Consider the following 24,648-nt stretch of genomic DNA (forward strand, 5'->3'; position numbering starts at 1 on the left):
TCCTGGTTTGGTGCCCCGGTGGTCATGCCAGCCAGGCGCGGCGGCGGCCGGGCTTCGGCCTGGACGCCCCGCCGACATCAGGAGCGCACCGTATGTCCCAGCCACCCGAGTACCCGCCGGGCGGGTACCCGCAGGGCGGTCACGACCAGGGTGGCCACCCCCAGGGCCAAGGCGGCTACGGCCAGGGTGGCCAGGGCCAGGGCGGCTACGGCCAGGGTCCGGGTCCGGGTGGCTACGGCCAGGGCCAGGGCGGCTACGAGCAGGGCGGCTACGAGCAGGGCGGCTACGGCCAGGGTGGCCAGGGTCCGGGTGGCTACGGTCAGGGCCAGGGCGGCTACGAGCAGGGCGGCTACGGGGCTCCGGCGCCTGGCTACGGACCGCCGCCCGGTGGGTACGGGGCGCCGCAGGGCTTCGGCGGCCCGGAGGGCTACGGAGCGCCGCCCGGCTATGGGGCTCCCGGGGGTTACGGCGGCCCCGGCGGATTCGGCCCGCCGCCGCCGTATGGCCGGCCGATCTCGAACTACCTCTGGCAGTCGATCGCCGTGACCATTCTGTGCTGCCTGCCTGCAGGGGTCGTGGCGATCGTCTATGCGACCAAGGTCGACGGTCGCCGGCAGATGGGCGACGTCAACGGGGCGCTCGACGCCTCGAAGAAGGCGCGGATGTGGTGCATCATCTCGGTGCTCGCCGGTGTGGCGTCGTTCGTCATCTTTCTCATCGTGGCCCTGGTCGGCGGTTTCGACAGCAGCTCGAGCACGTCGTACTCGACGCTCGGGCCGGCCGCGGTCTGAGGGCACTTCGCGGTGTCCAGTCCGCCCGGTGGTGAACGTCCGGATCCCTCCGGCGTCGGCCCGTCCTCGGCGTGGAACCAGCCCGTCGGCGACCCCGGCGATCCCGGCGACTCCGGCGATCCCGGACACCCCCGCTACGCCGACAGTCCCGGGACCACCGGCTGGCCGGACGGGTCCGGTCAGCCAGGCGGCTGGCCGCAGCCGGAGCCGGGCGGCGCCGTCGCGACGCCCGCCGCGGACCGGCCCATCCGGACCTACCTGTGGCAGTCGCTCGTCGCGACGCTGCTGTGCTGCCTGCCCACGGGGATCGTGGCGATCGTCTACGCCACCCAGACCCAGACCCGGCTGCAGACCGGCAATCTCGCGGGTGCCCGGGAGGCGTCGGGCCGGGCCAGGCGCTGGTGCATCATCTCGCTCATCGCCTTTGTGGTGGTCCTGCTGGTGTACGTCGTCGCCATCGTGATCACCGTGGCGATCGTGTCGCGCAACAACTGATCTTGCCGCCGTCCCGGTCCGTGGTCTCGCTCACCGGGGCGGGCGGGGCGGGACGGCCGCCCCCGGCGACCAGGCGGGATGCTCCCGGGCGGCCCACCAGACGGGCACCGTGCCGGTGCGCATCCCGACCAGTGCCACCGGGTCGTGGGCCGCCATCCACAGGTGCCCGACGACTCCGAAGAACAGGCCGTAGGCGAGCAGATCGTGCACGAACGTGGCGCCGGTGCGGTAGCCGACCGGAATCGGGCCCAGCGGCCCGGCCCCCCACTTCATGATCACGCCGGTGCCCAGCATCACGAGGGCGCCCCCCGCGACGAAGGCGGCGAACAGCTTCTGCCCGGCGTTGAACTTCCCGACGCCGGCCGCGATCCGGGCCCGGGCGGCGGCCCGCCGCCAGGAGCCGAACCGCAGGCTGGCACGCAGCCAGGCGCGGTCGGCCGCGGTGAACCGGTTGAGCGCCCGCAGGTCGCGGCGGTAGCCGGCCGAGGCGGCGGCGGCGAGCATGGGCACCGGCAGGGCGAGCCCGGCGTAGAGGTGAACGGTCTCGACGAGCGGGCGGCGACCGACCAGGCGGGCCAGCGGCGGTAGGTAGAGCGTGGCGCCGGTGAGCAGGCAGCAGCCCATCAGGGCCGCCGTCCACCAGTGCACCCACCGGGGCACCCGGCCGAACCGGCGGACCAGGCCCGCCGCGGGCGCGGGCAGGTCGGCGGGCGCCGGCGGCGGGTCAGACGGCTTCATCGGCCCGACCGTTCGACCGGCCGACCCAGCCGTCGACGTCGTACCCCTGGCGTTCCCAGTAGCCCGGAGTGACCGCGTCGACCACCTCGATCTCGCCCAGCCATTTGATCGACTTGTAGCCGTACATCGGCGCCACGTACAGCCGGACGGGCCCGCCGTGGTCGTGTGTCACCGGCGCGCCGAGCATGGTCAGGGCGACCAGGACGTCCGGTCGGGTGGCCTGGTCGAGGGTGAGGCTCTCGGTGTAGAGGCCGTCGAAGGACCGGAAGGTCAGCGCGGTGGCGGCGGGCTGGGCGCCGGCCGCCGCGAGCAGGTCGCGCAGCAGCACGCCCGACCAGTGCACCGCCCCGACCCGCCAGCCCGTCACGCACTGGAAATCGCGCACGAGGGTCGTCTGCCGCATCCGGCCGAGGTCGGCCAGCGTCAGCGTCAGCGGCCGATCGACCAGGCCGTGCACGCGCAGCCGGTAGTCGTCCGGGCCGAGCCTGGGGACGCTGGAGGTCACTGTGTAGTAGCGGAAGCCCCCGATGGGCACGAAGTCGGACAGCCCCGTCGGGTCCTTCTCCCGGATCGGGGTGACCACCCGCTCGACGGCACGCTCCACCGGCGCTCCGAACACGACCCCCGCGGCACCGAGGGTGATCATGCTGAGGACGACCCGTCGTCCCACCGGCGAGCCATCGGATGCCACACCATCCAGTGAACACCGCCACCGGCCCGGCCGGCCGCCGCGCCCGAGATCGACAGCGTTCCGTAAGCCCCGGGCCGCCGTCAGCCCGGGCCGTTGCGACCCCCGACGGCGGCCAGGACGCTCAGCAGGACGACGCCGGCGGCGGTCGCGGCCAGGCACCAGGCACGGCAGCGCCGGGAGGCCAGCCGCGCCCCGGCCACGTCGCCCCGGGCGAGCCGGTCGCTGGTCCGCAGCGAGTACACCAGCCCGAACGCCCCGACCGGCGCGCACAGGATGGTCGCCACGATGGACAGTCCGAGGTGGTTGCGGACCCGCACGGCCCGGTGGCTGGGCGCCCGCCGCTGCGGCAGCCGATCCCCGCCGCTCGCCCGCGTGCGGGCCGGCGGCCAGACCCGGGGATCCCGCGGATCGGGTCGCGGATCCGGCCCGCCCCGGGGCCCGCCCTCGGACTGGACGCCGTTCCCGCCTCGGGTACTGCTCGCGCCTCGGGTACCGCTCGTGCCTCGGGCACTGCTCTCGGTGCGGAGGCCGAAGCCGATGCGGAGGTCGAAGTCGGTGCCGGGGCCGGAGGCGGAGGCGGTGCCGGAATCGGAGCGGATGCCGGAACCGGTGCGGAGAACGGAGCCCGTGGGGGTGGCGGCTGCGCTGGCCGGCCGAACCGGCGGATACGCCGACCAGGCTGCCCGGCGGTGGGGATGGGTGCCCGGCCCCTGGGACCGGCTCGTCGGGTAGCCGGTCGAATAGTGGTGGCCGCTGGAGAAGAAATGGTGGCCGGTGGTGTCCCCGCCGCCCGCGACCCGGTGGGTGGAGCGCCGGGCCCGGACGTCCGCGGCTGGCGAGGTCGATGCGGCTGGTGGGTCCGATGCGGCTGGTCGGGTGGATGCGGGCCGCGGGGTGGCGCGTGCGTCCCGGTGCGGGCGGCCGGGGCGGCCGGTGCGGGCGTCGTAGTCGCCTCGCCACTTCTCGAGCAGCTCGTGCGATGCGACGATGAGCTGCATCGCGCGGATCGAACCGGGATGCCGGCTGCTCGGGTTGTCCGGGTGATGGGCGCGCACCCGGGCCCGGTAGGCGCGGCGGATCTCGGCGCGATCGGCGGAGCGGCTCACACCGAGGACGGCGTAGGCGTCGGTCCCGTCGAGTTCGCGCAGGAGCCGGTCGAAGGGGCTCACCGGGCAGGGCGATCGCAGCCGGCGGAGCGCCGCTGCCGTGTCGGAGGCGCCATCCGATCCCCTGTCGTCGTCGGCCGGGCACGTTAGGTGGTTATTATAGGCTTTGTCTGGCCCGCCGTCTGCTCTCATTGCATATGTGTGATCAGGCGGTGACATCCCGGCGCGACAGGGTGATCGCGCCCAGCAGGGCAGCCCCGAGCGCGTAGGCCGTCCCGACGAGCAGCGCCGTCCCGTAGCCGGCTTCGCTGACGCCGCCCTGGCCGATCGCGTCGAACACGAGGCCGGGCAACACCCGATTCGATGCGCCCCACGACTCCTGGATGATGTGCTCGATCGGGAACGTCCAGGCGACCCCGACCGCCAGGGTGAGCGCGGTCGAGCGCAGCACGAGCCCGAGCGCCGTGCCGGCCACCCCGAAGAAGGCGGCGGCGACCAGCGCGTTGAGGTAACCCGAGGCGAGATGCCGGACACCGTCGGCGCTCCACCAGGCGGACGTGTCGATCCCGCGCAGCGTCGCGACGACGTACCCGACGCCCACGCTCAGGACGACCGCGCAGATCAACGCCACCGCGGTCAGGGCCAGCGTCAGCGACATCCGACCGGCCAGCCAGCCCAGCCGGCGGGGTTCGCGCAGGAACAGCGTCCGCAGTGTTCCCTGGCTGTACTCGAGGGTGATGGTGATCGCGAAGACGAGGAAGACCAGCAGCCCGGTGAAGGTGCTGCTGCTGGTGAGGCCGAGAGCCATTCCGCCCGCCGTCGACACCTGTCCGGTGGTGACGTCGAAGCCTCCCGAGCCGCCGGCGCCGGCGGCACCGGGTTCGCCGGCATCGGCCAGGCCGAAAAGCAGAGCGGTGGACAGCACGCTGAGGACGGCGAGAATCGCCATCGCGACGGCGGTGCTCGGCCGCCACAGCTTGATGAGCTCGGCGTGGAAGGAACGTCGGGCTGCCAGGACGAGGTTCATCGCGAGATCTCCGGGTCGGTCGTGACGGGCGTGGGCGGCAGGACGGCGGCGTCGGCGCGGGACTGCGCGACCAGGCTCTGGTAGCGGTCCTCCAGGCTGGGTCGGCGCGGCGAGATCTCGATGAGGGTGATGCCACGGTCCGCGGCGGCCCGGTTGATGCCGGCGAGCAGGCGAGCGTGCTCCCGGGAGTCCGGCGCCATGCTCAGGCTGGCGACGACGTCGTGGACCCGGCGGACCGCCGGCACGGACAGGCCGGCGAGCAGGTCCGCGACCAGCGCGACGTCCTCGTCGTGTTCGGGGCGCAGCACGACGTCGTGCGCGCGGGTGGCCATCAGGCTCTCGGTCGGGCCCTGGTACGCCAGCCGGCCGCCCTCGACGACGATCAGCCAGTCGCAGATCTGCTCCACCTCGGCGAGCAGGTGCGAGGAGATCAGTACCGTGCGGGTGCGTCTCGGGCCGCCGGACGCGGCGGGCGCACCGGACGGGGCCTCCGCCAGCGTGCGGATGAGCTCGCGCATCTGGCGGATGCCGGTGGGGTCCAGGCCGTTCGTCGGCTCGTCGAGGATCAGCAGGTCCGGGTCGGCGAGCAGGGCGGCGCCGATGGCGAGCCGTTGCTTCATGCCCAGCGAGTAGGACCGGACCCGGTCGCCGCCGCGGCCGGCCAGGCCCACCTCGTCGAGGATGCCGTTCACCCGGGCGGGATCCTGGCCGCCGAGTACGGCGAGCGCGGTGAGGTTGCGAGCCCCGGACAGCGCCGGGTACAGCGCTGGACTCTCGATCAGCGCGCCCACCCGGGGCAGGTAGGCGGCGGGCGTGTGCAGCGGCCGCCCGAGCACGGTGCCCCGCCCGCCGCTGGGGCGGACCAGGCCGAGCAGCATCCGCAGCGTCGTGGTCTTGCCGGCGCCGTTGGGCCCGACGAAGCCGGCGACGACCCCTTCGGGAACGGCGATGTCCAGTCCGCTGACCACGGTGCGCCGGCCGTACCGTTTCGTCAGGCCGCGGACGTCGATGGCGAGACGGCGATCCGGGTTCGCTTCGCCCAGGGCCCCGCCGGGCCGGTGGACGGGGACCTCGATCGGAACGTGCGGGTCGGCCGCCGCGGTGCGCCGGCCTGTGGTTGTCGTCATGCCGATCAGAGTGCCGGCGCGACCGGGGGACGTCGTCCGTCGACGGACGACACCGGCGTACGCAAATGAGCGTGGCCCAGCGGTGTTCTCGGTACGCGCAGACGCGGGCCCGGTCCAGGCCGGGTCGGCTCAGACCAGGCCGGCTCAGACCAGGCCGGCCTGGTTGGCCAGGACGGCGAGCTGGGCCCGGTCGCGGGCGGCCAGCTTCACCATCACCCGGCTGACGTGGGTGCGGGCCGTCGCGGGGCTGATCACCAGCCGGGCGGCGATCTCGTCGTTGGACATCCCATGACCGACGAGGCTCATCACCTCACGCTCACGTACGGTGAGCCCACTCAGATCCGGGGCCGTCACGGCCGGTCGGCGGGCGAACGTCTCGATGACGAGCCTGGTCACCGTGGGCGACAGCAGCGACTCGCCCGCCGCCACGACCCGGATCGCCCGCAGCAGGTCCGCGGGCTCGGTGTCCTTGAGGACGAAGCCCGAGGCACCGGCGCGCAGGGCCTCGAAGACGTACTCGTCTACCTCGAAGGTGGTGACGATGACGATCCTGGTCGCGGCCAGTCGCGGGTCCGCCACGATCGTCCGCAGCGCCGCCAGGCCGTCGACCACCGGCATCCGGATGTCGAGCAGCACCACGTCCGGCCGGGTGGCCCGGACGATTTCGACGGCAGCCCGGCCGTCCTCGGCCTCGCCGACGAGGTCGAGATCGTCCTCGGTCTCGATGAGGACCCGCAACCCGAGCCGGACCAGCGGCTGGTCGTCGGCGATCACGACCCGAATCACGCGCGGACCTCCGCCTGCTCGCGGCGCAGCAGCGGCAGCTCGGCCCGGACCTGCCAGCCGCCGTCGGATCCCGGGCCGGCCGACAGGACCCCGCCCAGTTCCGCGGCGCGTTCACGTAACCCTGTCAGTCCCTGGCCACCCGGCCGCTGGCTGTCGGGGAGTGCGTTGTCCGCCCGCGCTGATCCGCCCGCGCCGAACGGTCCGGACAGGTCCGAACGTTCGGCGGGCGAGGGCCGGTCGGACGGCTGTGACGGCTCGGGCCGCTCGGGCCGGTCGGACGGCTGTGACGGCTCGGACGGCTCGGGCCGGTCGGTGACGTCGAGGGCGAGCCGGCCTCCCGCAGTGGCCAGGGCCACCCGGACCCGGGTGCGGCCCGGCGGCGCGTGGCGCAGGACGTTCGTCAGCGACTCCTGGATGATCCGGTAGGCGGCCAGGTCGAGGTCGGCGGGCAGCCCGGTCAGTAGGTCGCCGTCATCCTCGGTGACGAGCTCGATGGGAACACCGCAGAGTCGCACCTCGTGCAGCAGGGTCGGCAGTCGGCCCAGCCCGGTCAGCGGCGGCTCGGGCAGCGGGCTCGCACGGGCCGTGACGAGGGAACCGACCGAGCCGGCCCGAGTGGCCGCGTGCGGGCGGTCGTCGGCCGCGCCGGTGCTGCCTGCGACGGTCCCGCCGCCGATGGTCCCGCCGCCGACGGTCCCGCTGGCGGCGGTGCTGTTGGCGGTGGTGCTGTTGGCGGTGGTGCTGACGCCGTCGCGCTGGCCGTCGCCGACGACGGTTGCGCCGCCCTGCTGGCCGGCGCGGGTGAGGGCGAGGGTGGAGCGCAGCTCGTCGAGCGCGTCGACGCTCGTGCGGCGGATCGCTTCCAGGGCTACCTGGGCCTGCTCGGGCCGCCGGTCCAGCACGTGCAGGGCCACCGCGGACTGCAACGAGATGACCGACAGGCTGTGCCCGACCACGTCGTGCACCTCGCGCGCCATCCGCAGTCGTTCCTGCTCGATCCGGCGTCCGGTCGCCTCCTGGGCGGCCTGGGCCGCGGCGAAGCGGTTCAGCCGGATCAGCGCGCCGACCAGCGCCGGCGCGCTGCACAGCGTAACCCCGCCGACCATCTCGAACACAAACCCCCAGCCGCCGGTGGCGTAGCCGCGGGCATCGCCCACGGCCGACCCGGCCAGCAGGGCGACGTTCGCGACCAGCACCGCCCGCCAGGACGTGCGCCGATCATGGTGCAGGCCGACGGACAGTGCCGCCACGACCAGTGGAGTGACCGCCGGGCCGTGCGGGTAGCCGGCGGCGAAGTACGCACCGAGCAGCAGGCTCGTCGAGAGCAGCATCACCAGCGGGACGCGGCGGCGTAGCAGGACGGTCCCGGTGAGCAGGATGAGCAGCACGAAGGCCGGCGCGTCGAGGGCCCGGGCGGGTGGGACCTGGTCCTGGGCGGCACCGTTCGACCCGCCGATGACCACGGCGGCAGTAGCGACCAGAGCCGTGACGTCACACACGGCACGCGGGGGCCCCCAGCGTCGCGCCCCTGGGCGACCGGGCGGCGGCGAAGGGCGTGCGAGCGCCAGCGCCCGTCCGGCCGCCGACCTGTCCGTGCTCGTCATTGACATTGACGGTAGCGAGCCGGTGGCGTCGGGACATCCGTCGGTGGACGTACTCGACGTACCTGTCCCGACGTACCTGCCGTGACCGACCTGTCCCGACGTACCTGCCCCGACCTACCTGCCGCGGCGTGCCGACCGCGAGGCGCCCGGCTTGTTACGCTCCCGACCGGATCCGGTCGCCGCCGGGCCGGCCGTAGACTGCGCCCACGGCGGCGACCGGATCCGGTGGATGCCGTCGGCGGGGAGGCCGCATGCTCGTGTCGGGAACGCCGCCGACGTTGCTGTCGCTGTGGTATCTGGCGGCCTGCCTGGCCGAGCGGGGCGATCGGCTGGAGTACCGCCACCCCCTGGTCGCGGTCCGCAACGCGAACAACCTGGTCGTCGGCGGCCTGGACGTGGTGCGAGGCGAGCCGGTGGCGTCGGCGGTCATCCGCGGGGATGGCTGGTGGTCGCGCGCGGTGCTCGGCACCGCCGCCGCGGCCCTTCCGCCGATCGACGGCCAGGTGCTCACCGGGCTGTGGGCGACTTTCCAGGGCAAGGCGGGCGCGGTCGCGCTGCTGCCGTCCGAGCTGCGCTATGCCCGGATCGAGGCGGCGGCGGCTCGGGCGGGTATCCCCGCCACCCTCGCCGGCCGGCTGTTGAGCTGGTCCGACGCGGTCGTGGAGCACTTCCGCCGGCAGCCGGTGGCCGGATGATCATCGCCATCGAAGGCGTCGACGGAGCCGGCAAGAACACGCTGACCGGCAGGCTCGTCGCCCGGCTCACCGACTCCGGGCGCAGCGTGGCGACCCTCGCCTACCCGCGATACGCCGCCGAGCCCCTCGGCCCGGCCATGCGCGGGCTGCTCGGGGGCGACGCGCGGCTCGCCCCGCTGGCCGCCCTCCCCCGCGCCACGGCGATGATGTTCGCGCTCGACCGGGCGGCGTCGCGGCCCGAGCTCGACGCCCTGACCGACGCCAACGACGTGGTCATCCTCGACCGGTACATCGCGTCGAACGCCGCCTACGGCGCGGCGCGGCTCCCGGCGGCCGAGCGGGCCGGCTTCCCGGCCTGGGTCGCCGATCTCGAACTTGGCTCGCTGGCCCTGCCGGCCCCCGACCTGCAGGTGCTGTTGCGGGTGCCGGTCGCCAAGGCGCGGGCGGGCGCGGCGGCGCGGGCCGGCGACGACCCTGCCCGGCCGCTGGACGCCTTCGAGGCCGACGGCGGCCTGCAGGAGCGGTGCGCGCGGATGTACGAGGACCTGGCGGCCCGGAACTGGATCTCACCCTGGTTGATCGTCGACCGGGACAGCGCTGTCGGCATCATCGAGGGGTGGCTCGGCGCGCTGCTGCGCTGATCGCGTCGGCGGGCCGGCGGGCCGGCGGGTCGGCGGGTCAGCAGTCGACGAGGCAGCTCGGCAGGACGATCGGCGGCACCTGCACGACGACGCCGGAATCGGCGCGCGAGCCGTGGCCGCGCGGCGCGGGTGTCGGGGCGTGGTTCGACCCGGACGGGGCCACCGCGGTCAGGGCCGGCCGGCCGGTGCCCGCGGTGCTGCCGGCACTCGGGCCGGCGGAGACCGGGTTCGGCGCCGACGGGTGCCGGACGGTGGCGGGCCGAGGCGGGGACACCGAGTCCTTGCGCCCGCCCGACGGCGAGGTGGTGCCTCCGCCGGCCGCGACCGAAGCGGCGGCGGAGGGGCGGCCCGGGAGAGGCCGGCCGGGAAGGGGCGCGGCGGTGGTGCCGCCGGTGGCGGAGGGGGTCGGCTGTCTGGCGCCGACCGCGTCGTCTGGCGCGGCGGCGCCGCGCTGCCCGATCAGCACCGCGACGGCCACGGTGGCGATGGCCACGATCCCCAGCGCGAGTTGCGGAAAGGTGATCCGGTGGAGGCTCCCTCGGTGCACGCTCACGCGGGCTCCATCCGTCGACGGCGGCGACGGCCGGACCGTAGCACGTGCCTCCCAGATCGGGACACTATCGCCTGATCAGGGCACTACGGACACTCGGTGAAGCCCGCCCGGACGGCTCCGGTCAGACGGCGGTCAACGCCTCCGCGCGCCGTGCCAACCGGGCCTGGGTCTGTTCGAACTTCGCCTGCTGCTGCGTGGCGGCCGCATCGAGGCCGGCGAGGAAGGTGGCGACCTCCTCGCGGGCCCGTTCGCCCTCGGCGTCCAGTCCCGTCAGGTCGAAGAAACGCCACTGGCGCAGGATCGGCGTCACCACGTCGTCATGGTGGATGCGCAGGTTGTAGATGCCGGCCCGGGCGATCTGGATGGCCTTGCGGCCGAAGTCGCGGATGCCGACGCCGGGCATCTCGAAACCGAGGATCTCGTCCCGGATGGCCTCCACCGTCCGGGAGGGGGCGATCTCCAGCGCGGCGGCCACGAGGTTGCGGTAGAAGATCATGTGCAGGTTCTCGTCGGCGGCGACGCGGGCCAGCAGCTTCTCGGCGACCGGCTCCGCGCAGAAACGACCCGTGTTGCGGTGGCTGACCCGGGTCGCCAGCTCCTGGAAGGACACGTACGCCATCGACTGCAGCGGCGTGATGCCGGGCCGGTCGAAGCCCCGGCTCATCTGGTACATGCGGTCACGTTCGAGGGCGACCGGGTCGACCCCCCGGGTGACCATCAGGTAGTCGCGCATCGCGATCGCGTGGCGGCCCTCCTCGGCCGTCCACCGGTGCACCCAGGTGCCCCAGGCGCCGTCCCGGCCGAAACCCTCCGCGATGACCCGGTGATAGCTCGGGAGGTTGTCCTCCGTGAGCAGATTGACCTCGAAGGCGATCTGCGCCGCCTTCGCCAGGGATGACTGGCCGGGCTCCCAGGGAACGGTGTCGAAATCCCGGCCCAGGCTCCAGGGGACGTAGTCGTGCGGCATCCACTCGGTGGCGATGCCGAGATGCCGGTTCACGTTCGCCTCGGCGACGGGCTCCAGCTCGCGAATCAGCTCGGTGTCCGTGAGTGATCTCATTGGGAGACTGTTCCAGACTGGACGCCCGTCAACCATGTCCCACGGGTGTGGATTCCCGCTCGCGAGACTGTTCCGGCCGGCCAGTTCGCCTGCGCGACCAGGACTTTCACCACCGGGCCGAGGGCGGGCCGGCCGACGTGCGTTTCCGGTCCCTTCACATGGAACTCTCACGATGCTCCGATGAACTCGACATCCGGACCGGACCCGGACCAACCCGGACCCGGGCCGGCCGGTGGGCCGCCGGGCCCCGGCCACGGGACATCGAGGGAGCCGGACATGGTGGCAGCAGCTCCGCGGGTGCTGGTCGTCGACGACGAGCCCAACATCGTCGACCTGCTCCGGATGGCCCTGCGCTTCCACGGCTTCGACGTCCTGACCGCGGCGACCGGGCGGGCCGCGCTGGAGCTCGCGGTCCAGGCCCGGCCGGACCTGATGATCCTCGACGTGATGCTGCCCGACGTCGACGGCTTCGAGGTCTGCCGGACCCTGCGGGCCGGCGGTCAGAGTGTGCCCGTCGTCTATCTCACCGCCCGGGACGCCCACCGAGACAAGATCGCCGGCCTGACCTACGGCGGGGACGACTACGTCACCAAGCCGTTCGCGGTGGACGAGCTGGTCGCCCGGGTGCGGGCCGTGCTGCGCCGAACGTCCCCGCCGCGGCCCGAGCCCGCGCCCGACCCGCCGGCCATCCTTCGCTTCGCCGATGTCGAACTCGACCCGGACACCCACGTCGTCCGCCGGGCCGGCGAGCCGATCGAGCTGTCGCCGACCGAGTTCACCCTGCTGCGATACTTCCTGACCAACCCCAACCGGGTGCTGTCGCGGGCGCAGATCCTCGACGCGGTGTGGAGCTACGACTTCGCGGGCGAACCGACCGTGGTCGACCAGTACGTCAGCTACCTGCGGCGCAAGCTGGGCCGGCACGGGCCGTCGCTCATCCACACGCAGCGCGGCTTCGGCTACGCGCTGCGCCTGCCCGCGGCGGGGACCGACCGGTGACCCTGCGACTGAAGCTGATGGCCGGGCTGGTGGCGCTGTGCGCTCTCGGCCTGACCATCGCCGGCACGGCGAGCGCGTTCGCGCTGCGCTCCTACCTCTACGACCGCGTCGACCAGCAGCTCGGCCGCGCCGAGGTGCTCGGCCGGCTGCCGGTCGGGACCCTGCTGACCCGCCCGTCGATGCTGGACCGGGCCGGGGTGCAGCGAGCCCTGGGCCCCACCGACTACCTGGTGGAGATCCGTCGGCCCAACGGCACGGTGCTGCGGGTGGCCGGCTCCGCGAGCCCCCCGCCGCCGGCCACCCCGCTGCTGGACGTCGTCGGACGGTCCGGCGTCGGACCATCCGACGTCGGACGGTCCGGCGCCGGCGGTGCGGGCGGTGTTGCCGGGACCGGGCCGGGCTCGTCGCGGCGCCCGGTCCCCTTCACCGTCGTCTCCGATCACGAGCGCTACCGGGCGGTGCAGCGCACCTTCTCGGGTGGCACCCGGGTGCTCGTCGCGCTGCCGCTGCGGCCGGTCGCGGACACGGTGCGCCGGCTGGTGCGCATCGAGCTGGCGGTCGGGGCGGCCGTGCTCGCCGCGGTGGCCGCCCTGGCCTGGCTGTGGCTCACCCGTGGCCTGCGCCCGCTGCGGCAGATGGTCGACACCGCGGCGGCGATCGCCGGCGGCGACCTCGACCGGCGCGTGCCGGCCGGGCCGCCCAGCTCCGAGACCGGGCAGCTCGCCGCGGCGCTCAACGCGATGCTCGGCCAGATCCAGGCCGCGTTCGCCGCGCGGGTGGCCTCCCAGGAGCAGGTGCGCCGGTTCGCCGCGGACGCCTCGCACGAGCTGCGCACGCCGCTGACGTCCATCCGCGGCTACGCCGACCTGCTGCGCGCCGGGATGGTGCCGCCGGACGAGGCCGACCAGGCGCTGCGCCGCATCCAGCAGGAGGCGGCGCGGATGGGCGACCTCGTCGACGACCTGCTCTATCTCGCCCACCTCGACGAGCAGCGGCCGATGCGGCGGGCCGCGCTCGACCTCGCCGACCTCGTCCGCGACGCCGTCGCCGACCTGCGCGCCGTCGCCCCCGACCGCCCGGTGCGCGCCGAGCTCCCGGCGAGCTGCCCCGTCCTCGGCGACCCGGACGCACTGCGCCAGCTCGTCGGCAACCTGCTCACCAACGCCCGCGTCCACACCCCGCCCGACGCGGCCATCGAGGTGCGCCTGCGCGACGTGCCCCCACCGGCCGCCGGGTCCGCAGGATCACCCCACCCGGCCGGGCCGGGTGGATCGGGGGGCCGTCCTGAACCTCCGCCAGGTTCCGGCGGGCCGATGCCGCCCGGCGGCGCCGTGCTCGACGTGATCGACCACGGGCCGGGCCTGCCGCCCGAGGTCGCCGACCACGTCTTCGACCGTTTCTACCGGGCCGCGGACAGCCGGGCCCAGGGCCGGGGCGGCAGCGGGCTGGGCCTGTCGATCGTCGCGGCGACGGCGCAGGCCCACGGCGGCCGGGTCGAGGTCACCAGCGCCGTCGGCGCCGGCAGCACCTTCCGCCTGATACTGCCCCCGCAACCGGTCGCAGAGAGGCACGAGATCAGCAGCTTCCGGGTGGCACCGTCGGCCTGACCGCGCCGGATGGCGCCGGGGCCGCGACGTCGTAGAGGCGGGCGAGGGCGGCCGCGGCGCGAGCCAGGGCGGCGCGTAGCTCGGGGGGATCGAGTACCTCCAGCTCGGGGCCGAGTGCCAACAGCTCGCCCTGCGCGTGGCGGACCGACTCGATCGGCAGCCGCGCGCGGACCCATCCGTCCGCCTCCGGCGGCCCCGCGCTGTCCCGGATGCTCCGGCTGACGGCCGGTGGCAACCGGTGCGGCGCCAGCGCGAACCCGGCCGGCGACAGGCGCACCGTCGCCGTCGCCCGATAGACCTCCGCCTCGTAGCGGGCTGTCCAGGCGGCCCAGTAGGCGGCGAGGTCGAAGTCGGGCGGCCGGTCGAAGCCCTCCCCTGTCGGCGTCAACGACAGGATCTTCCCGACCCGGTACACCCGCGGCCCGGTGGGCACGCCGTCCACTCCGATCTCCTCGCCGTCGCGGCTGCCGTCCGCGTCCAGGGGCACGGCGGCGACCAGGTACCAGATGCCGCTCTTGAGCACGACGCCGAGCGGGTCGAGGACGCGATCGACCTCCCGGGGGGCCCGCCAGCGCCGGTAGGTGACCCGGAGGCGGCGCTGCGCCCAGACCGCGTCGGCCACCTCGGCGAGCAGGGGCGTCTCCTCGGTCGCCCGGAACCAGCCGGGCGCGTCGAGGTGGAAGCGCTCGCGCACCCGGCCGGCCCGCTCGCGCAGCGGCTCCGGCAGCGCCGCCAGCAGCTTCAGCTCGGCCGCCGCGAGCATCGCGCCGAGGCCCAGCTCGGCGGCGGCCCCCGGCATCCCGGCGAGGAAGAGCGAGTCGGCCTCGTTCGCGGTCAGTCCCGTCAGCCGGGTCCGGTAGCCGGCGAGCAGCCGGTAGCCGCCGGTGACCCCGCGGTCGGCCAGCACCGGGACGCCGGCCTGCGCGAGGGAGTCCAGATCCCGATGGACGGTCCGGACGGACACCTCCAGCTCGTCGGCGATCTGGCGCGCCGTCAGCTTGCCGCGCGTCTGCAACAGCATCAGGACGGACAGCAGGCGGCTGGCACGCACGCCCGCATTCTCGCGCGCCAATCCTGACAGAGGAAGTCAGGTATCCCGCCCAGGATGGGTGGCGCAGGCAACACCAGCAGGTCCGAGAGGAGATGACCATGACGGGAACGGAGACGGTCGCCGGCACTGTGGCTGAGGAGCCGGCCGCTGAGGAGTCGGCCGCCGAGGAGTCGGCTGCCGAGGAGACGGTGGTCGAGGCGGGCGTGACGCCGACGGTGTGGGCCGGGCTGATGCTCGACTGTCCGGATGCCCGGGAGCTCGCCACCTTCTACGGCGAACTGACGGGCTGGGGCGTCGGCGGCGCCGACGACGAGGGCGCCTGGGCCTACCTGACTCCGCCGGGCACCACGCTCACGTTCGGATTCCAGCGGGTGGCGGACTACCGGCCGCCGCGCTGGCCGGACCAGGAGGTGCCGCAGCAGTTCCACCTCGACTTCCGGGTCGCGGACCTGCCCGCCGCGATCCGCCGGGCCGAGGAGCTCGGCGCCACCCAGGCGGAGTTCCAGCCCGGCGGCGAGCGCTGGCGGGTACTGCTCGACCCCGCCGGGCACCCCTTCTGCCTGTGCCCGCCGGCCCCCCACCGACAGGGCTGACGCCGAGTCCGGGGTGATTCCCCCGCGCGCCGACGCCGTTGCGCGGGGGAGTCAGCCCATGGTGCGGGCGCCGTCGAGGGACTCGCGCAGGATGTCGGCGTGCCCGCAGTGGTGGGCGGTCTCGGCGATGAGATGCAGCAGGACCTGCCGCACCGACCAGCTCGCGCCGGGCTCGAACCAGGGCGCCACGGGCAGCGGGTGGGCGTCGTCGAGGTCCGCGACCTCGGCGACGATCCGTTCGGTGCGGCGGGCAACCTCGTCGAAGCGGTCGAGCATGCCGGCCAGCGTCTCCCCGGGCAGCAGCCGGAAGCCGTCGCGGAACTCCTCCTCGCGGGCCGTCATGTCGCCGTCGAACGCCGCGGCGCCGACGAGGACGAAGTTCAGCCACCGCTGTTCCACGACGGCGACGTGCTTGACCAGGCCGGCGAGGGTCAGCTCGCTGACCGTGGTGCGCCGCGAGGCCTGCTCGTCGTCGAGGTTCTGGACGGTGAACCGGAGGAAGGCGCGGCGCCGGGCCAGGTTCGCCAGCAGGTCCGCGCGCTCGCCGGTGAGCGCGGGCGGGGCGGGGTCCGCCGCCTGCTCGTCGGTCCCCGTGCTCGCAGTGGCTCTGGTCGCGCTCTCCATGGCGGGGCCCGCGCTGGTCGGGCTTGCTGTGGTCGAGATGGCTGTGGTCGAGATCGCCGTGGTCGCACCGGTTTGCGTGGTGGTCATCGCCTGTCGCCCTTCGTTGTCTGTCTGATGAGGTCACGCTAGGGGTCATTGCGGTCAAGTCCTGACCTCAATCGGATGGCAGGCCTTGGCTGGATGGGTCGCACAGCTCGTGGCGGGCGGGGGCCGGCTGGACGGCGTGGCCCGGTTCCGCAGGGAACGCCATGATCACCGAGGGTGGGTGCGGAGGCGTGGTCCGGTTCCGCACCATGATCGGTGGAACCGGAATCGGGGCCCGGCTGTGGGGTGCGGTTCCGCGGAACACCGGAATCGCTGGGGTCTAGGCCGGGGCTGCTGGGCCGGGGCTGCTGGGCCGCGGAGGCGAGTCCGCGTTCACCATGCTGACGCCCTACTGAGCGTAGGGGACTTACTCGTCTGGGTCTAGGACAGGGCGTAGACGCGGCGGGCGTTGTCGGCGCAGACGAGCCGGGCGATCCGGGCGGCGTCGGCGGCGGTCCAGGCATCGTCGTCGACGCCGTCGGCGAGGAAGGCGGCCAGGCCGCGGCGGAACAGGGTCGCGCCGAGCAGGAACAGCTCGCCGAGGGCGTAGGCGTCGGTGGAGAACAGGAACTTGCCGAACGGGGCGAGTTCGAGGGCCTGCGCGATCAGGCCGATGGAGCCGCGACCCGTGTTGTTGATCGCGAGCCCCAGGTCGAGGTGGACGTTGGCGAACACCTGGGCGAGGTAGGCGGCCTCGCGGTGGAACGGATAGCAGTGCAGCAGCAGGACGGCGACCTCGGTCGGCGCGATCGCCCGCAGCAGGCCGGTGAGCAGCAGCGGGTTGCCGCGGGCGAGGTCCAGATCGGCGTCGCCGTAACCGACGTGGATCTGTACCGGCAGCCGCGCCTCGACCCCGCACCAGATCAGGAACGAATGCAGGACGGGGTCGTGCAGCCGGATCGCGGCGCCGCCCCGGATCTCGTTGATCCAGGTACGGGTGGCGGCGGCGACCTCCCGATCGGTGGGTCGCCGCGCCGGCAGGGCCAGTCCGGCCCGGTAGGCGGCGACCGACTTCACCGCGACCGTCGACGGGGTGCGTTCCGCCAGCCGGGCGCGCACCGTGTCGGCGAGGTGGGTGACCCCGATCTGTCCGGTGAGCACGTCCACGGCCGCCCGTTCCGCGATCCGTTCGAGGCGCACGACGTCGAGACCCCGCCCGCCGGCGAACCCGGCGAGGTCCTCGGCGCCGGTCAGCGGCTCGGGCTGGAAGCCGGCGTCGACGCAGAAGGTGCTGATGCCGGACGCGCCGAGCAGCCGCCGGTGCACCTCGGCGTGGCCGAGCTCGGCCCGCCGCTCCAGGTAGGTCTCGGGGTCGGCGTGCGGCGGAAGGTCGAGCGCCGGGGCGCACCAGCGCCGCAGGGCGAGGCCGATCTGGCTGTCGAACAGCGTCGTTCCGGGTGGACCGGGCCGATCGGCCTCGGTGAGCATGCTCTCGAACTCCGGGCGGGTGAGGTCACGCCGGACGAGGCCGTGGCAGTGATGGTCGACGAGCTCGAGGTCGACGAGTCCGTGGTCGACGAGCTTGAGGTCGACGGGCCCGTGGTCGACGGGCCCGTGATCGACGAGGTCGGGTCCGCCGACACCTCCGGAGCGCCCCATCCCTGACTGATCCCCACGGGACGGCGCGGTCATGCCTGGCCACGGCAATCACCTTGAGTAACCATTCTCTGTGCGCGGCGCCTGTGGATAACATGTGGATTACTTTGGCCTGCCTGGGGACAGTCGAGCCGAACATCAGTGATGTTGGCGTATTTTCAGATCTTCTTGCCGAGGCGAAAGCTGTGGACAACTCCTCGGACGGTCGCCCGATGCACAGTGGGCATCTCCGGTGGGATCGCAACTCAATCTTACTGTCAGTGACAGTCGGACCGGTGTGGGCGGGGTCTCGTCCGGCGTCTCGCCCGACATGGAGTCCGCTGACGCGCGAGCATGGTGCCAGGCGAGAGCCACCCGTGGTCGGATCCGTGGGGAAGGCGACATCCGTGGGACAGCGATATCCGTGCCGCACGCGGCCTCCGCGGGAAGGCCGATCATGAACGACCCTGCGTGGGACCGCGCCGCGCCGCGGATCAGCGCCACCGGCGGCCGCGAGCGCGACCGGCTCGCCGCGGCGGCCCGGCATGCGGCGACGAACCTGGAGGTCCGCGGCGTCGTCTGCGTCGCCTGCACCTTCGTCGACAACAGCGGCATCACCCGGATGAAGGGCGTGCCGGTGGGCCGGCTGGACGCGGCGGTGGTGTGGGGCGTCGGCGCGTCCCCGGTGTTCGACGCGTTCGGCGCCGACGACGGGATCACCGCCGGCCGCGTCGCCGGTGGTCCGGTCGGCGACCTGCGGCTGCATCCGGACCTGGACCGGCTGACCGCGCTCGCCGCCCAACCCGGGTGGGCGTGGGCGCCGGCGGACCGCCGTGATCAGAGCGGTGTGCCCCATCCCCAGGACGCCCGGGAGCTCGTCCGGGTCGAGACGGCGCGCCTGGCCGCACGCGGGCTACGGGTGGCGATGGCCTTCGAGATCGAATGGGCTGTCGCGCCGGCCGGTGCCGACGGGTTCACCCCCGCCGCCGGCGGCCCCGCCTACGGGATGACCCGCGTCGCCGAGCTCGGCGACTATCTCCGCGACGTGGTCGCGGCGCTGACCGACGAGGGGCTCGTCGTCGAGCAGATCCATCCCGAATACGCGGCCGGCCAGTTCGAGGTCTCGGTCGCCGCGCAGGACCCGCTCGCCGCCGCCGATACCTGCGTGCTGGTGAAGGAGACTGTGCGCGCGGTCAGCGGGCGCCACGGCCTGCGCGCCTCGTTCGCGCCGAAGGTCCTCGCCGACGGCGTCGGCAACGGCGGGCACGTCCATCTGAGCCTGTGGGGCGAGGATGACGGCGAGGACGGGGGCGGCGCGGCGCCGGGCGCCGGGTGGAACGGCGGTAGTCGGGTCAACCTGATGGGGGGCGGGGACGGCCCGGGCGGACTGACCGCGGCCGGCGAGGCGTTCACCGCCGGGATCCTCGCCCGGCTGCCCGCGTTGATGGCGCTCGGCGCGCCGAGCGTGGCCTCCTATCTGCGGCTGGTGCCGTCCCAGTGGGCGAGTGCCTATGCCTGCTGGGGGTTGGAGAACCGGGAGGCTGCGCTGCGGATGATCCCCGGCCCGCCGGCGGCTGCGGGCCGGGCGGCGAACCTGGAGATCAAGTGCTTCGATCTCGCCGCCAACCCCTACCTCGTGGCGGCCGGGCTGCTCGCCGCCGGGCACGCCGGCCTGGACGGCGAGGCGCGGCTGCCCCCGCCCGTCGACGTCGACCCGGCCTCGCTCGACCCCGCCGAGCGGACCCGGCGCGGGATCGTCCGGCTGCCGACCGACCTCGGCCTGGCCGTCGCCGCCTTCGCGGCCGACGACGTCCTGCGCCGCGCCTGCGGTCCGGCGCTGCACGACACCGTCGCCACCGTCCGGCGCGCGGAGATCGACCGGTTCGCCGATGCCGACGCGGCTACCGTCGTGGCCGCCACCCGCTGGCGCTACTGATCCCGCCGGGGCTTCAGGTGAGGCGGTGCAGCCCGGCGGTCTGGAGGGCCCGCTCCAGGTCGTCCACGCCGAACGCCTCGACCGGGCCGAGTGCGCCGACGTGACGAACCGTGCCCGCGGCGAGGTGCCCCGCCATCCAGGCCATGATCCGCCCGGTGAACGTGTACGGGTCGTGGCCGGCCAGCGCGACGGTGGCGAGCTCCCGGCCGGCGCCGTCGCGGGCGCAGGCGATCACCCGAACCCCGGCGCGCGCCCGGCTCGGGGCGTCCGGGCCTCGCCCGCTGGTCGACCGGGCGGCGCGGGCCAGCGCGCCGAGCGCCGCCCGCGTCGGCGGCAGGCGCCGCAGCCCGGCCAGCGGGAACGACAGCGCCTGCGCCGCCCGGGCGCCGCCACCGCCGCCGAAGTAGGTGGCGACGTCGGTCAGCGCCGGCGCCAGGCGGGGCAGCGTGATCGCCTCCCCGCCGGACCACAACACGGCCCGCCGGGCGCGCCGTGCCGCCCGGCCGGCGTCCACGGCCCGGTCGGCGGGGGTCGAGAAGGTGCGCGCCTCCCGGGCGAGGGGACGCTGCACGAGCCGGCCGCCGCGCAGGGCGAGGACGCCGTCGCCGAGCGCGGCCAGCAGCGTCGCCCGCGTTCCGCTGCTCATCCCCGTCGGGCCGGTGACGAGGTAGCCGACGTCGAGCCGGCGGGCCGCGCCGCCGGCCTGGTGCAGGGCCAGCGCGCCGGCCAGGTTGCCCGGCACGAACTCGAAGCCGGCGCCGGGCAGCAGCGCGCACCCGGCCGCCGCCGCCTGCGGCCCGACGTCGGCGAAGACGTGGCGCAGGAACGCCCCTTCGCCGGAGCAGTCGACGTAGTGCGCCCCCGCCGCGGCGGCGGCCGCCACCGCCGGGCGGCCGAGCTGGTCGAACGGGCCGACCGTGGAGACGAGCACGTCGCCCGCGTGCAGCAGCCGGCGCAGCGCCGCGGCGTCCCCGGCGTCGGCGACGGCGGTCGGCAGCCCGTCATGGCCGGCGGCGAGCGCGGCGACCCGCGGGCCGGCGCGGCCGGCCAGCACCGGCCGGTGCCCGGCCGCGACGAGCGCGGCGGTGACCAGCCGGCCCGTGTAACCGGTCGCCCCGAACACCACGATGGTCCCCGGCGGCGCGGAGTTCGGCGGCGCGGAGTCCGGTGGCGCGGAGTTCGGCGATTGCATGAAGTTCTCCGGCCGCGTGGGGGCACCGCCCGCTGCGGCCGCCGCCGTGCCGTGGTCCTTCATAGCGCCGTCCTTGTGGTGACGTTTGTCTGAACAGTCGAACGTGACCCCCGACACGTTGCTTTGGCGCGTGGGAGCGTCGGCCCCTCACAATGATGCGCACCCCGTCCGAGGAGGCGCGCGTGCGTAAGGTTCTGGTCGCAAATCGCAGTGAGATAGCCGTCCGCGTCTTCCGAGCCGCACAGGAACTAGGGCTGCGCACCGTCGCGGTCTACACGCCGGAGGACGTCTCCGCGCTGCACCGGACGAAGGCGTCCGAAGCCTACGAGCTCGGCGGGCCGGGCCATCCGGTGCGGGGCTACCTCGACATCGACGCGCTGCTCACGGTGGCCAAGCAGGCGGAGGCGGACGCGCTGCACCCCGGCTACGGCTTCCTGTCGGAATCGGCGGTGCTGGCCGAGGCGTGCGCGGCGGCGGGCGTGACCTTCGTCGGCCCGCCGCCGGCGGTGCTGCGGCTGACGGGAGACAAGGTCGCCGCGCGCGACGCGGCGATGGCGGCCGGGCTGCCGGTGCTGCGCGCGTCGGCGCCGCTGCCGGACGGGCAGGGCGCGGCGCAGGCGGCCGAGGAGGTCGGGTTCCCGCTGTTCGTGAAGGCCTCGGCGGGCGGCGGCGGGCGGGGCCTGCGCCGGGTGGAGCGGGCGGCGGACCTCGCCGACGCGGTGGCCAGCGCCTCCCGGGAGGCCGCGGCGGCGTTCGGCGACGGGACCGTGTTCCTGGAGCAGGCGGTGGATCGCCCCCGCCACATCGAGGTGCAGGTCTTCGCCGACTCCTACGGCAACATCATCCACCTGTTCGAGCGGGACTGCTCGGTGCAGCGCCGCCATCAGAAGGTCGTCGAGATCGCCCCGGCCCCGATGCTGGACGAGGCGATCCGGGCGAGCATCTGCGCGGACGCGGTTCGCTTCGCCCGGCACGTCGGCTACGTCAACGCCGGCACCGTCGAGTTCCTCCTCGGCGCCGACGGCCGGTACACGTTCATGGAGATGAACCCGCGCATCCAGGTCGAGCACACGGTCACCGAGGAGGTCACCGGCGTCGACCTTGTCGCGGCCCAGCTCCGCATCGCCGACGGGGAGAGCCTCGCCGACCTCAATCTCGGCCAGGAGCAGATCACGCTGCGTGGCACCGCGATCCAGTGCCGGGTCACCACGGAGGACCCGGCGGACGGCTTCCGGCCCGACACCGGGACGATCAGCTTCTACCAGTCCCCGGGTGGCCCCGGCGTCCGCCTCGACGGCGCGACCTACGCCGGCGCGGAGATCAGCCCCTACTTCGACTCGTTGCTGGTGAAGCTGACCGCGCGGGGCAGCACGCTGGAGAAGGCGGCTCGGCGGGCGCGCCGGGCGCTCAACGAGTTCCGGGTCCGCGGTGTCCGGACCAACATCGACTTCCTGGGGCGGGTGCTGACCGACCCCGACTTCCTCGCCGGCGGGGTGACGACGTCGTTCATCGACGAGCGCCCGGAGCTGCTCCTGCCCGGCCGGGGCACCGACCAGACCAGCCGGACGCTCGCCCGCCTCGCCGAGAGCACCGTCAACGGGTTCCGGCGACCGGCGACCGCCCTGGTCGACCCGCGCTCCCGGCTGCCCGAGCTGCCGCTGCTGCCCGACGGTCAGGGGGTGCCGATCGGCCCCGGCTCGCCCGCCTGCCTCGGGGCCGGGGCCGGGGCCGCCGGCGTCCAGGGGTTGCCCGGCGCGGGCGTCGCCGGCGTCGGGGTGCCCGCCGGCTCGCGGCAGCTGCTCACCGAGCTCGGCCCCGCCGGCTGGGCGGCGCGGCTGCGAGCCCAGGAGGCGCTGGCCGTCACCGACACCACCCTGCGTGACGCCCACCAGTCGTTGCTGGCCACCCGGCTGCGCAGCTTCGACATCCTCGCGGCGGCGCCGTCGTTCGCCGCCCTGACGCCGAACCTGCTCAGCCTGGAGGCGTGGGGCGGGGCGACGTACGACGTGGCGCTGCGGTTCCTGGCCGAGGACCCGTGGGAGCGGCTCGCGGCGCTGCGGTCCACCGCGCCGAACCAGTGCCTGCAGATGCTGCTGCGCGGCCGCAACGCGGTCGGCTACACGCCGTACCCGGACGACGTGGTGCGGGCGTTCGTCGCCGAGGCCGCCGCGACCGGCGTCGACATCTTCCGGATCTTCGACGCGCTTAACGACATGGAACAGATGCGCCCGGCGATCGAGGCGGTCCTGGAGACCGGCACGGCGATCGCCGAGGGCACCCTGTGCTACACCGGCGACCTGTCCGACCCCGGCGAGCAGATCTACACCCTCGACTACTACCTGCGTCTCGCCGAGCGGCTCGTCGCCGCCGGCGTGCACGTGCTGGCGATCAAGGACATGGCCGGGCTGCTGCGTCCCGCCGCGGCGGCGACGCTGGTCACCGCTCTGCGTGAGCGGTTCGACCTGCCCGTCCATCTGCACACCCACGACACCGCCGGCGGCCAGCTCGCCACCCTGCTCGCCGCGTCCGCGGCCGGGGTGGACGCCGTCGACGCCGCCGCCGCGCCGATGTCCGGGGGCACCAGCCAGGTGAACATGTCGGCGCTGGTCGCCGCGACCGACCACACCCCGCGGGCGACGGGGATCGCGCTGTCGGCGCTGTCGTCGATGGAGGCCTACTGGGAGGCGGTGCGCGACCTGTACGCGCCGTTCGAGGCGGGCCTGCGGGCGCCGACCGGGGCGGTGTACCGGCACGAGATCCCCGGCGGGCAGCTCACCAACCTGCGCCAGCAGGCGATCGCGCTGGGGCTCGGGGAGCGCTGGCCGGCCGTGCAGGAGGCGTACGCGGTCGCCAACGAGCTGCTCGGCAAGCCGATCAAGGTGACGCCGACCAGCAAGGTCGTCGGCGATCTGGCGCTGTTCCTCGTCGGTGGCGGGGTGGACGTCGCCACACTGCGGGAGCATCCGGAGCGCTTCGACCTGCCCGCGAGCGTGCTGGGCTACCTCGCCGGGGAGCTCGGCACGCCGCCGGCCGGGTTCGCCGAGCCGTTCCGGGAGCGGGCGCTGGCCGGCCGCCACCCGGCGCCCCCGTCCGCCGACCTCGACCCCGCCGACGCCGCCGAGCTCGCCGTCCCCGGCGCCCGGCGCCGCGCGGCGCTGTCCCGACTGCTGTTCCCCGGCCCGTGGAAGGACTACCTGGCCGCCGCCGACAGCTACGGCGACTCCTCGCTGGTCCCGACGGAGGCCTACCTGTACGGGCTGCGGCCGGGCGCGCCGGTGGCCGTCACGCTGGAGCCCGGCGTCGAGATCATCATCGAGCTGGAGACGCTGTCCGAGCCGGACGACGCCGCCATGCGAACCCTCTACCTGCGGGTCAACGGCCAGCCCCGCCCGGTCCGGGTCCGCGACAACTCCATCACGGCGACGACGGCCTCGGCGCGGCGCGCCGACCCGGCGGACGCGAACCAGATCGGTGCCGGGCTGCCCGGCATCGTCACCTTCACCGTCGCCGCCGGGGACGCCATCACCCAGGGCCAGAAGCTCGCGGTGGTCGAGGCGATGAAGATGGAGGCCGCCGTGACCAGCCCCGTCGCCGGCACCGTCGGCGAGCTCGTCCGCGCCAGCGGCGACTCCGTCGAGGTCGGCGACCTCCTGCTCGTCGTCCGCCCCTGATC

General features: G+C 74.5%; 22 protein-coding genes. 9 read left to right on the top strand and 13 right to left on the bottom strand.

The genetic code is table 11. From position 1 onward, the window contains the following. Positions 1-92: 92 nt before the first annotated feature. Together FF36_RS40035 and FF36_RS18020 are read left to right on the top strand one after the other, a co-directional pair. On the top strand, positions 93-791 hold the full coding sequence (locus tag FF36_RS40035; protein WP_044886269.1) for a CD225/dispanin family protein: 699 nt from the start codon (positions 93-95) through the stop codon (positions 789-791). A 12-nt stretch (positions 792-803) separates the two neighbouring features. Then, the gene (locus FF36_RS18020) at positions 804-1,286 is read left to right on the top strand and encodes a CD225/dispanin family protein (RefSeq protein WP_044886270.1); all 483 of its coding nucleotides are present in this window, start codon (positions 804-806) and stop codon (positions 1,284-1,286) included. Between the two features lie 30 nt (positions 1,287-1,316). Here FF36_RS18020 and FF36_RS18025 read toward each other — a convergent pair whose 3' ends face one another. The 7 genes from FF36_RS18025 to FF36_RS35505 form a co-directional block, all read right to left on the bottom strand. Then, positions 1,317-2,024 (bottom strand): cytochrome b/b6 domain-containing protein, encoded by a 708-nt coding sequence (locus tag FF36_RS18025; RefSeq protein ID WP_044886271.1) that lies wholly within the window; start codon positions 2,022-2,024, stop codon positions 1,317-1,319. After that, positions 2,011-2,670, bottom strand: a complete 660-nt coding sequence (locus FF36_RS18030; protein ID WP_173667312.1) for a molybdopterin-dependent oxidoreductase — start codon at positions 2,668-2,670, stop codon at positions 2,011-2,013. The genes FF36_RS18025 and FF36_RS18030 overlap by 14 nt, the downstream gene beginning before the upstream one ends. Before the next feature lie 125 nt (positions 2,671-2,795). Beyond that, positions 2,796-3,884, bottom strand: a complete 1,089-nt coding sequence (locus tag FF36_RS18035) for a CD225/dispanin family protein (protein WP_044886273.1) — start codon at positions 3,882-3,884, stop codon at positions 2,796-2,798. Positions 3,885-4,026: 142 nt separating this feature from the next. Beyond that, on the bottom strand, positions 4,027-4,848 hold the full coding sequence (locus FF36_RS18040; protein ID WP_044886274.1) for an ABC transporter permease: 822 nt from the start codon (positions 4,846-4,848) through the stop codon (positions 4,027-4,029). After that, a complete protein-coding gene (locus tag FF36_RS18045) occupies positions 4,845-5,975 on the bottom strand; it encodes an ABC transporter ATP-binding protein (protein ID WP_242422594.1) in 1,131 nt (376 codons plus the stop codon). Before FF36_RS18045 ends, FF36_RS18040 begins: the two co-directional genes overlap by 4 nt. A 144-nt stretch (positions 5,976-6,119) precedes the next feature. Beyond that, a complete protein-coding gene (locus tag FF36_RS18050; protein WP_044886275.1) occupies positions 6,120-6,761 on the bottom strand; it encodes a response regulator in 642 nt (213 codons plus the stop codon). Further along, on the bottom strand, positions 6,758-8,260 hold the full coding sequence (locus FF36_RS35505) for a sensor histidine kinase (RefSeq protein ID WP_157871723.1): 1,503 nt from the start codon (positions 8,258-8,260) through the stop codon (positions 6,758-6,760). Before FF36_RS35505 ends, FF36_RS18050 begins: the two co-directional genes overlap by 4 nt. A gap of 356 nt (positions 8,261-8,616) precedes the next feature. Here FF36_RS35505 and FF36_RS18060 point away from each other — a divergent pair, with 356 nt between their 5' ends. Both FF36_RS18060 and FF36_RS18065 read left to right on the top strand, forming a co-directional pair. Continuing rightward, positions 8,617-9,060, top strand: a complete 444-nt coding sequence (locus FF36_RS18060) for a hypothetical protein (protein WP_044886277.1) — start codon at positions 8,617-8,619, stop codon at positions 9,058-9,060. Beyond that, entirely contained in the window at positions 9,057-9,701 is a 645-nt protein-coding gene (locus tag FF36_RS18065) for a dTMP kinase (RefSeq protein ID WP_044886278.1), read from the top strand. The genes FF36_RS18060 and FF36_RS18065 overlap by 4 nt, the downstream gene beginning before the upstream one ends. Positions 9,702-9,738: 37 nt before the next feature. Here the strand turns inward: FF36_RS18065 and FF36_RS18070 are convergent, their stop codons facing one another. After that, positions 9,739-10,254, bottom strand: a complete 516-nt coding sequence (locus FF36_RS18070; protein WP_044886279.1) for a hypothetical protein — start codon at positions 10,252-10,254, stop codon at positions 9,739-9,741. A 121-nt stretch (positions 10,255-10,375) separates the two neighbouring features. Further along, positions 10,376-11,314, bottom strand: coding sequence for an acyl-ACP desaturase (locus FF36_RS18075; RefSeq protein ID WP_044886280.1), 939 nt, complete (start codon positions 11,312-11,314; stop codon positions 10,376-10,378). A 276-nt stretch (positions 11,315-11,590) separates the two neighbouring features. Here FF36_RS18075 and FF36_RS18080 point away from each other — a divergent pair, with 276 nt between their 5' ends. Next, on the top strand, positions 11,591-12,313 hold the full coding sequence (locus FF36_RS18080; protein ID WP_044886281.1) for a response regulator transcription factor: 723 nt from the start codon (positions 11,591-11,593) through the stop codon (positions 12,311-12,313). Then, positions 12,310-13,920 carry a sensor histidine kinase gene (locus FF36_RS18085; protein ID WP_044886282.1) on the top strand — a complete coding sequence of 537 codons (1,611 nt, stop codon included), beginning with the start codon at positions 12,310-12,312 and terminating at the stop codon, positions 13,918-13,920. The genes FF36_RS18080 and FF36_RS18085 overlap by 4 nt, the downstream gene beginning before the upstream one ends. On the opposite strand, the gene FF36_RS18090 is transcribed toward FF36_RS18085, so the two are convergent. Beyond that, complete coding sequence (locus FF36_RS18090; protein WP_044886283.1) at positions 13,889-14,971, bottom strand: helix-turn-helix transcriptional regulator; 1,083 nt, start codon at positions 14,969-14,971, stop codon at positions 13,889-13,891. The two genes, FF36_RS18085 and FF36_RS18090, sit on opposite strands and share 32 nt — an antisense overlap. Before the next feature lie 98 nt (positions 14,972-15,069). Here FF36_RS18090 and FF36_RS18095 point away from each other — a divergent pair, with 98 nt between their 5' ends. After that, positions 15,070-15,564, top strand: a complete 495-nt coding sequence (locus FF36_RS18095; protein WP_082122022.1) for a VOC family protein — start codon at positions 15,070-15,072, stop codon at positions 15,562-15,564. Positions 15,565-15,615: 51 nt separating this feature from the next. Here FF36_RS18095 and FF36_RS18100 read toward each other — a convergent pair whose 3' ends face one another. Beyond that, positions 15,616-16,275, bottom strand: a complete 660-nt coding sequence (locus tag FF36_RS18100; protein ID WP_110431470.1) for a DinB family protein — start codon at positions 16,273-16,275, stop codon at positions 15,616-15,618. A gap of 378 nt (positions 16,276-16,653) precedes the next feature. Then, positions 16,654-17,871, bottom strand: a complete 1,218-nt coding sequence (locus FF36_RS18105; RefSeq protein ID WP_082122014.1) for an amidohydrolase family protein — start codon at positions 17,869-17,871, stop codon at positions 16,654-16,656. Between the two features lie 433 nt (positions 17,872-18,304). Between FF36_RS18105 and FF36_RS18110 the strand changes: the two genes are divergently transcribed. Then, positions 18,305-19,783, top strand: a complete 1,479-nt coding sequence (locus FF36_RS18110; RefSeq protein ID WP_044886284.1) for a type I glutamate--ammonia ligase — start codon at positions 18,305-18,307, stop codon at positions 19,781-19,783. Between the two features lie 13 nt (positions 19,784-19,796). On the opposite strand, the gene FF36_RS18115 is transcribed toward FF36_RS18110, so the two are convergent. Next, on the bottom strand, positions 19,797-21,038 hold the full coding sequence (locus FF36_RS18115) for a saccharopine dehydrogenase NADP-binding domain-containing protein (RefSeq protein ID WP_052681207.1): 1,242 nt from the start codon (positions 21,036-21,038) through the stop codon (positions 19,797-19,799). Positions 21,039-21,157: 119 nt separating this feature from the next. On the opposite strand from FF36_RS18115, the gene FF36_RS18120 reads away from it, so the two are divergent. After that, positions 21,158-24,646 (top strand): pyruvate carboxylase, encoded by a 3,489-nt coding sequence (locus FF36_RS18120; RefSeq protein ID WP_044886323.1) that lies wholly within the window; start codon positions 21,158-21,160, stop codon positions 24,644-24,646. Positions 24,647-24,648 lie beyond the last annotated feature (2 nt).

The sequence above is a fragment of the Frankia torreyi genome, from assembly GCF_000948395.1.
Classification (GTDB): Bacteria; Actinomycetota; Actinomycetes; order Frankiales; family Frankiaceae; genus Frankia; species Frankia torreyi.